Below are 7,551 nucleotides of genomic sequence, written 5' to 3' on the forward strand. Positions count from 1 at the left end.
CCGGCCCGTGTGACGACGGGTATCCGGTGCGGGGTGGGGTTTCGATTGCAACAACAAGCCGTTATCACGCATCACACACCATACCCGTTTTGCGTTCACCCTCGGCAGACCTTCTTGCTCCGAACGACGGCGCAGATTAGCCCAGATGCGTCGATAGCCATAACCCGGCAGGTCGGCAACTTGGGCAAGGATGTGTTCCAGTAATTCGGCGTCATCCTGATGCCGCTGTTTGCGACCATCCTGCCAGTCAGCCTGCCGATAACGATAAAGCGAGAGTGGCGCACGCGACACACCCAGAGCTTCACTCACGGGTTTTACTCGTCTTCCCCGGGCAATAAGGGTCCGTGCGCAGTCCATTTTTTTGTTTTGCCGTATTCAACCGCTTCCTTAAGGATCTCATTTTCCATGGTTTTCTTACCCAGGAGACGCTGGAGTTCGCGGATCTGTTCCAAGGCGCTGTTCAACTCAGCAGCCGGCACAACCTTTTCGCCGGCAGAGACCGCCGTCAGGCTGCCATCCTGGTATTGCTTACGCCATTTAAAGACCTGATTGGCATGTAAATTATGACGACGAGCGACAAAAGAAACGGAGCTTCCTGGCTGGAAGGTCTCCTGAACAATGGCGATCTTCTCCTGCGGAGTGCGACGGCGACGTCGCTCTGGCTCAGTAAGAGCAGTACCCATAATCTCGCTTTGACCCGTCTTGAACATAGCTCCAGGCCTAACTCTAATTTTAGGCGGGTCAAAGTGTATGGATCATCAGGGGGCTAATACAGCATTCAGCTCATCACCCCGGGGACTTATCTGTCTGAGATCGGAGATAAACTGCTCCTGCCAGCTATGAATATCATTCTTTTTAATTACTGCCAGCATTGCCGAGTGGCGTTCAACACGCTCCGGCAGCGACATGGTTAATGCCCTGTCCAGTGCAGCAGCCACTTCATCGCGATCGTAAGGATTCACCATTAAGGCAGTCTGCAATTCATTTGCTGCCCCGGCAAATTTTGACAGCACCAAAACACCCGGATCATCAGGGTCCTGCGCAGCCACAAACTCTTTTGCCACCAGGTTCATCCCGTCACGCAGCGGTGTAACCAGACAAACTTCAGAATAACGGAAGATTTTCATCAGCATCTTACGTTCAACATGTTGATTCAGGTAGTAAAGCGGTGTCCATCCTAACTGGCCATAGTGACCATTTATACGCCCTGTTTCGGTTTCCAGTTGATGGCGAATATCCCGATAAGCCTTTATATCACCGCGTGAGGTGGGTGCTATCTGGGTATAGCGAATATGGCTTCGATGCTTTGGATAGTTCTCCAGAAGAGCTTCATAAGCGAGAAAACGCTCCGGCAGCCCCTTTGAGTAATCCAGTCGTTCGACGGATAAAATATTCTTCACACTTCTGAGTTCACTTTTCAGATGCGCCAGTTTTGGCGTTAGCGGGCTTTTTACAATGCGCTCAATCTCTCCGGGGTCAATGCCTATCGGATAAGTGCCTGTGTAAAAATGTTTTCCCCAGGCAATGTGACTTTCCCCGCTCCGGTTTGTTAACCTTGTCTGCACCTGTATACAGTCAAGAAACGCCAGACGATCGTTTTCTGTCTGGAATCCCAGCAAATCACACTCACACATTTGCTCAATTAACTGTGCATTCACAGGGAGTGCATTAAAGACTTCGGGTGTCGGGAAAGGAATATGCAAAAAAAATCCGATACGGTTATTAACCCTGCGCTTACGTAACTCGGCTGCAAGCAACAAAAGATGATAGTCGTGGATCCATAAAATATCATCAGCCCCAATCAGTGGCAGAATTTTGTCCGCCAGGTTTGCGCTGACACGTTGATAGCCCGCCCAGGCATCACGCTGAAAATCCACCAAATCGAGGCGGTAATGAAACGCCGGCCACAGTACGCCATTAGAAAAACGATTATAGTAATCTTCATGATCCTGCACACTGAGGTTAAAGGAGACCCAGGTAATATTTCCCTGGGTAACCGTTTTTAACGGCAGCCCTTCATCGCCGGTTTGTCCGCTCCAGCCGAACCATAATCCTCCTGTAGTTTTCAGGGCCCCCAGAATCCCCACCGCGAGTCCTCCTGCACTGGCTTTTTTATTATCTGGCGGGGCAATGCGGTTAGATATGACAATTAAGCGACTCATGGGACTCTCTCCTTTCGGTAAAAACGTCTGATGTTTGACCATTGTTTAAAATGTTATCTATCCAGCAATGTACACTGGCCACATCAGACAGAGACCACCGTGCACAGGTTTCACCACTGTCAACTTTTACCGAAAAACCATTCCGTTGACTAGCGATGGCAAATCCGGTTTCATCGGTTAAATCATCACCGATAAATACTGGTTTGTGATCTTCAAACAGTGCTTCCCGCATAAAAACAGCTATTGCCTCCCCTTTATTTATTCTGCGAAGTTTGATGTCCACCACATATTTCCCCGGCTGTAGGGCCAGAGCAGGATGGCTCTGCACAATATTTTATTTTTCGCCAGAGCAAGCACCGTATGCAGTTGCTGAGGTGTCTGCCGGTAATGCAGAGCAAAACCACTCCCTTTGCTTTCCAGCTCGCAACCGGGCAAGGCATCCAGTGCTATTGCCAGTAGTGCACAGAATCCCTTTTGAAGTGATTCAGGCAAAGTGACTCTGTCGGTTTTACCATTGATGTCAAGGCGTTCAGCTCCATGGACACCCGCAAGCGACAGACGGTAAGGCTGGGTGAGTTTATCAAGCTCCGCTACCGGTTGCCCTGAAATCAATGCCCCCCCCTCTGCTGTTGTCTCAGATTTTGCAGTAACTGCAGAACCGGTGCTGGGATATCAATCTGTCCGGGATAGGGTTTGATGCCGGCGGGAGTGCCATCAGGATCAAAGAAAAAAACATAATTTCCAGTTAATACCGGCATCACAGAAAGACATTCAGTCACCGCTTTCTCTCCTTATCAATCATGGCCAGTAAACAGGCGTTTTTATGCCCCCTCCGGAAAGACTGTATTTTCTGATGCATAATAAAGCCTGACGAAAATTTCTACTGTTAGCGGCTTTTTGATACCAGCCACTGTCTCAGTGACGGCATTCACATCGTCCTGATCCAACTGGCAGTCTGTTCAGCGCAAAATGCAGATGCTGCCCTGTCAAAATGCTGAAAGTTAATTCAGTCATAAGGCCTGATTCTGGCGTGACCTGAAGCAGGCCTGTCCTGTTATTCCGTCCAGAGTCAGGAACACCAGTATCTGCCCGTCATGACAACTTTCCATGCTCACCAGAAATCATGCTGTGTCAGCGCCGGAATGAAAAACACAGTCTCCCACACAACAGCAATGGATATAAAGGAAAATCCATATCACCGGAGAAAGCGAAACCTGATATCATAGCTGGCTACTAATCAGCTCCTTCCTTCTCCACTTTTTGCTGCAAAAGGTGTTCACGTTTCATACCCAGCTTCAGCGCCAGCGCCGATGCGACGTAGATGGAAGCGATCGTACCAACGGACACTCCAATCAGCATGGTCAGTGAAAAGCCCTTCAGCATCGTTCCCCCGAACAGGTACAACATCAGGATCACCATCAGCACGGTGCCGGAGGTGATCAGCGTGCGGTGCAATGTCTGCGTCAGCGAGATGTTGAAAATCTCATATGGCGTACCGCGACGGATCTTGCGGAAGTTCTCACGAATACGGTCTGATACGACAATACTGTCATTAAGTGAGTAACCGATCACTGACATCAGCGACGCCACAATCGTCAGGTCAATCTCAATATGGAACAGTGACAGGACGCCCATGGTAATGATCACGTTGTGGACGAGTGCCATAACCACGCCTGTCGCGAGACGCCATTCAAAGCGGAATCCCACATAAATCAGGATACAGAGCAGCGCAGACAGCAACGCCATGCCACCGGTCTGTGCCAGCTCATCCCCGACGCTCGGGCCAACAAATTCAATACGTGTCACGGCCGCGTTCTGCCCGGTCGCTTCGTTAATCGCACTGACCACTTTGCTGCCCATTAACTGCCCCGTGGTTTCATGCCGTGCTGGTGGCATACGTACCATAATTTCGTGGCTGCTGCCAAAATTCTGCACCAGTGGATCCGCAAAGCCCGCATTCTCCAGGGCATCACGCATTACATCCATATCCGCTGGTTTTTCCAGCGAAATTTCAATGACCGTACCACCAGTGAAATCGGGGCCCCAGTTAAAACCGCGAACACCCATCACCATAATGGAGAGAATAAGCAACCCGCCGGAAATAATAAAAGCCCAGGAGTCCCAGCGCATAAAGTCCCAGACTTTACGATCATGGTTCAGTTGTTCAACTGTATAACCCTGTGCCACATTTGCATCCCTCTGAAAGACAGCACTGTCAGTGCGTTTGTTGTCATATAAACATCAATATATTTTTTGCGGCGTGAAGATACCATAATGGGAGCGACTCAGCACCATCCTGTAGGATGTATCATGTGAGGTATTTCGCAATGAAGTTATAAATTCTTTCGCCCACCAGTGACAGTCATAGCGCTTCACTTTTTCCAGTAGCTTACTGTGCCTGCGTTTACGCTCATGCAATGGCATGGTCAGCGCGGAATGAAGCAACTCACTGGCCTTATCTGTATCATAAGGATTTACCGTTATCGCTCCGGTAAGCTGTTCTGCGGCTCCGGTAAATTCGGACAAAATCAACACGCCAGGATTTTCAGCATCCTGAGCAAGAATAAATTCCTTCGCACTCATGCTCATCCCTTCTGACAACGGTGTGAACATGGCGACATGTGCCTTTCTGTAAAGTGCATAAATTAATGACTGCTTACAGAGACCGTTGTGAATGTAATTAACCGGATACCAGGAAAAATCACCGTATTGTCCGTTAATTTCACCACAGAATCGCTCAAGCCGGGCATGCAGATCCGGCGAGGAATAAGGGTATTCATGCGAGGGATCCGTTATCTGCAGCAGGCTGACATCACGAACATACTGTGGATAATTATTCAGCAATGTACGCATGGCTTCCAGACGGTAATGGATCCCGCTGATATCACTGATCACATCATTACTGATGATAATGTCTCGCTGATACGCCTGAACGGCTTTGTCATCCGGATTGTGTTTATCAACAGATTCATTATGAATTCCACAGGGGAATATGCCAATTTTTACCAGACGGCCATTAATCTGTATGGTATCTGTTTTAATTCGTTCAGCTCGGTAGTAACGAAGTACATATGAGATAAAGTTATTGATGTCAGAACTGCACTGAAAACCTATTAGGTCATAACACAACAGTGACTGCATTACCCAGTCATGTTCCGGGACTGAACGGAATATCTCTCCCGGAGGGAAAGGCTGGTGCAGAAAGAAGCCACAATTATTCTGGTAACCCGCATCTTTTAACATGTTACCTGAAGGCAACAAGTGGTAATCATGGACCCAGATAATATCTTCCGCTTCAATATGTGGAGCCACCATGTTAACCACTTCACGGTTGTAAGACTTCCAGGTGTTGAAGAACTCTTTTCTGTAGCAGACAAGATCAGGGCGGTTATGAAATACAGGCCACAGTACCTTGTGAATATAGCCCTGGTAATAATTGTCATATTCATTCGGCGAGAGCTCCCAGGAAAACACCTCACATTCCGGTTTAAGGATATGCTGTATTAAACGCGTTTTCCTGGCCGAAGCAATCCCACCATTCCAGCCAAACCACAATCCCGGTTGCTTTTTAAATATCTGCGAAAGACTTATCAGCAATGAGTCTGTGGCACAATTATCCTGCATTTCGCTACGATTAGACAGAACAATCAGACGAGACATATTTACCTCAATTGATGACTGGTAATAATTAAAGCTCAGAAGGCCATTTCTGTTTCTTCCTGTGTCACGATGCTTTCAAACATCGTCAGTTCTGCGAGCCGGCTGTTTACCCATTGTTGAGAAAATGTCTGGCCGAGACTTTCCATCAGATAGGGATATTCCTGAAAAGCTTCTATTGCCTGCTGCTGGAATAAAGGCAGAGGGGGAGCGACATAAGTAATGTGCTGCAGGGAATCATCATCAATATTTTCAAGACCATAAAACATACCGGTAAGAATAGCGGCCATAACTAGATAGGGGTTAGCATCCGCGCCAGCAAGTCGGTATTCAATCCGTCTGTTCTCGTCGGCTGAGCAGGGAATGCGTAATGCTGCGGAGCGCTTATTATAACCCCATGAACTGAATAATGGTTCATTAAGACTTTTACGTATTCGACGGAAAGAATTCACCCCGGGAGCCATTATTGCCACCGACGCAGGCATCAGATGGAGTAAACCGGCAAGACACAGGCGGGCCATTCCATTCAGTTCATTATCCGGGGAAGCAAAAACATTATTGCCATGCACATCGTTGAGACTGATATGAAAATGCAGGCCGTTTCCTGCAAGCTGCGAAAAGGGTTTGGCCATAAAGCTGGCCTTATAACCCAGTTCACTGGCGACGATGCTGGTTAATCTGCGCAGTGCCAAAACATTTTCGCAGACATCCACCACCTGATGTGAATGACGCAGATTGAGTTCAAATTGACCGGGCTCCACCTCGCTGACAATACCCGTCAGCGGAATATGTTGCGCAGCAGACATCTCTTCCAGATTTTCGATAAAAGACGCATAAGTTGATGGAACCGTCATATGGAAACAACCCTGGCTACGTATTCCCTGCGCTTCCTGGTCAATAAGGTAAAACTCAACCTCGGGTGCGATCACCGGATACAGCCCATTCTGATGAAACCGGCGAAGAACATTTTCCAGAATAACCCTTGGTTCCATTGCACAGGGCACACCACTGGCGTCCCTCATGGACATCAGAAGTTGGGCATTTTCACGGGGTTCGTAAGCAGAAGGGCGCAGTGTTCCCGGCACAGGCAGACAAAGTCTGTCAGGCTCCTCCCGGACTATGTTGTCGGAGGCCCTGCTAAATACCTTACCTTGCCGGTCCATGGAATACACGGATTGTGGGAAATAACACCCTTTAGACACTGAGTGTAAATCATCAATGGAAAGCCTTTTGCCTCTGAATGTCCCGTTAATGTCATTCAGATAAACATCTATATGCCGGGTTGTCGGGTAACGGGAAATGTAATCCCTGACTTCGTTCTGAAACGCCCGTGACAGTTCATTACTGTTACAGACATCATCCTCAACATCACTGAACACAGAATAAGAGGATGATAGTCGGGAAAAAATATTCTGTAAAAACGGAGTTTTCATCACTGAGTTCATGGTCTTTCTTTCTGGCTTGCCTTTCGGCGACTACAGAAGTATAAAAAAGACCATTATTTATGGATATAAAAAAAACATAAATAATAAATACCGGGCAGTAAAAAAAGTATAAATTTACGCTTATTGACATATAAAAATATGATTATAATTGGTTTTGACCCCATATGTCCGTACACTTATTCCCGCTTAGGTTGATGATTTCCCCCTGCACCGATATTCCCTTGGCGAACGATATCCTAAAGCGTTATGCGGGTGATATTCGTTGTAATGTTCGAACGCCAACGACA

At 47.7% G+C, this 7,551-nt stretch carries 7 protein-coding genes and 1 pseudogene; all 8 read right to left on the reverse strand.

Features of this window, described 5'->3' with window-relative positions:
• Positions 1-683 (reverse strand): annotated as a pseudogene (locus FCN80_RS27110) (transposase); the annotation flags it as partial.
• Positions 684-758: 75 nt separating this feature from the next.
• Complete coding sequence (otsA, locus tag FCN80_RS24965) at positions 759-2,162, reverse strand: alpha,alpha-trehalose-phosphate synthase (RefSeq protein ID WP_136993014.1); 1,404 nt, start codon at positions 2,160-2,162, stop codon at positions 759-761.
• The gene (locus FCN80_RS27330) at positions 2,137-2,445 is read right to left on the reverse strand and encodes a trehalose-phosphatase (RefSeq protein WP_306767934.1); all 309 of its coding nucleotides are present in this window, start codon (positions 2,443-2,445) and stop codon (positions 2,137-2,139) included. The genes otsA and FCN80_RS27330 overlap by 26 nt, the downstream gene beginning before the upstream one ends.
• Positions 2,421-2,774, reverse strand: coding sequence for a trehalose-phosphatase (locus FCN80_RS27335; protein WP_306767935.1), 354 nt, complete (start codon positions 2,772-2,774; stop codon positions 2,421-2,423). Before FCN80_RS27335 ends, FCN80_RS27330 begins: the two co-directional genes overlap by 25 nt.
• Positions 2,771-2,941, reverse strand: a complete 171-nt coding sequence (locus FCN80_RS27115) for a hypothetical protein (RefSeq protein WP_230492943.1) — start codon at positions 2,939-2,941, stop codon at positions 2,771-2,773. The genes FCN80_RS27335 and FCN80_RS27115 overlap by 4 nt, the downstream gene beginning before the upstream one ends.
• A gap of 454 nt (positions 2,942-3,395) precedes the next feature.
• Positions 3,396-4,349 (reverse strand): protein translocase subunit SecF, encoded by a 954-nt coding sequence (gene secF, locus FCN80_RS24975; protein ID WP_136993015.1) that lies wholly within the window; start codon positions 4,347-4,349, stop codon positions 3,396-3,398.
• A gap of 54 nt (positions 4,350-4,403) precedes the next feature.
• The gene (locus tag FCN80_RS24980; RefSeq protein ID WP_136993016.1) at positions 4,404-5,822 is read right to left on the reverse strand and encodes an alpha,alpha-trehalose-phosphate synthase (UDP-forming); all 1,419 of its coding nucleotides are present in this window, start codon (positions 5,820-5,822) and stop codon (positions 4,404-4,406) included.
• A gap of 35 nt (positions 5,823-5,857) precedes the next feature.
• Positions 5,858-7,252 (reverse strand): glutamine synthetase family protein, encoded by a 1,395-nt coding sequence (locus FCN80_RS24985; RefSeq protein WP_230492944.1) that lies wholly within the window; start codon positions 7,250-7,252, stop codon positions 5,858-5,860.
• Positions 7,253-7,551 lie beyond the last annotated feature (299 nt).

It is taken from the genome of Martelella alba, assembly GCF_005217455.1.
Lineage (GTDB): Bacteria > Pseudomonadota > Gammaproteobacteria > Enterobacterales > Enterobacteriaceae > Acerihabitans.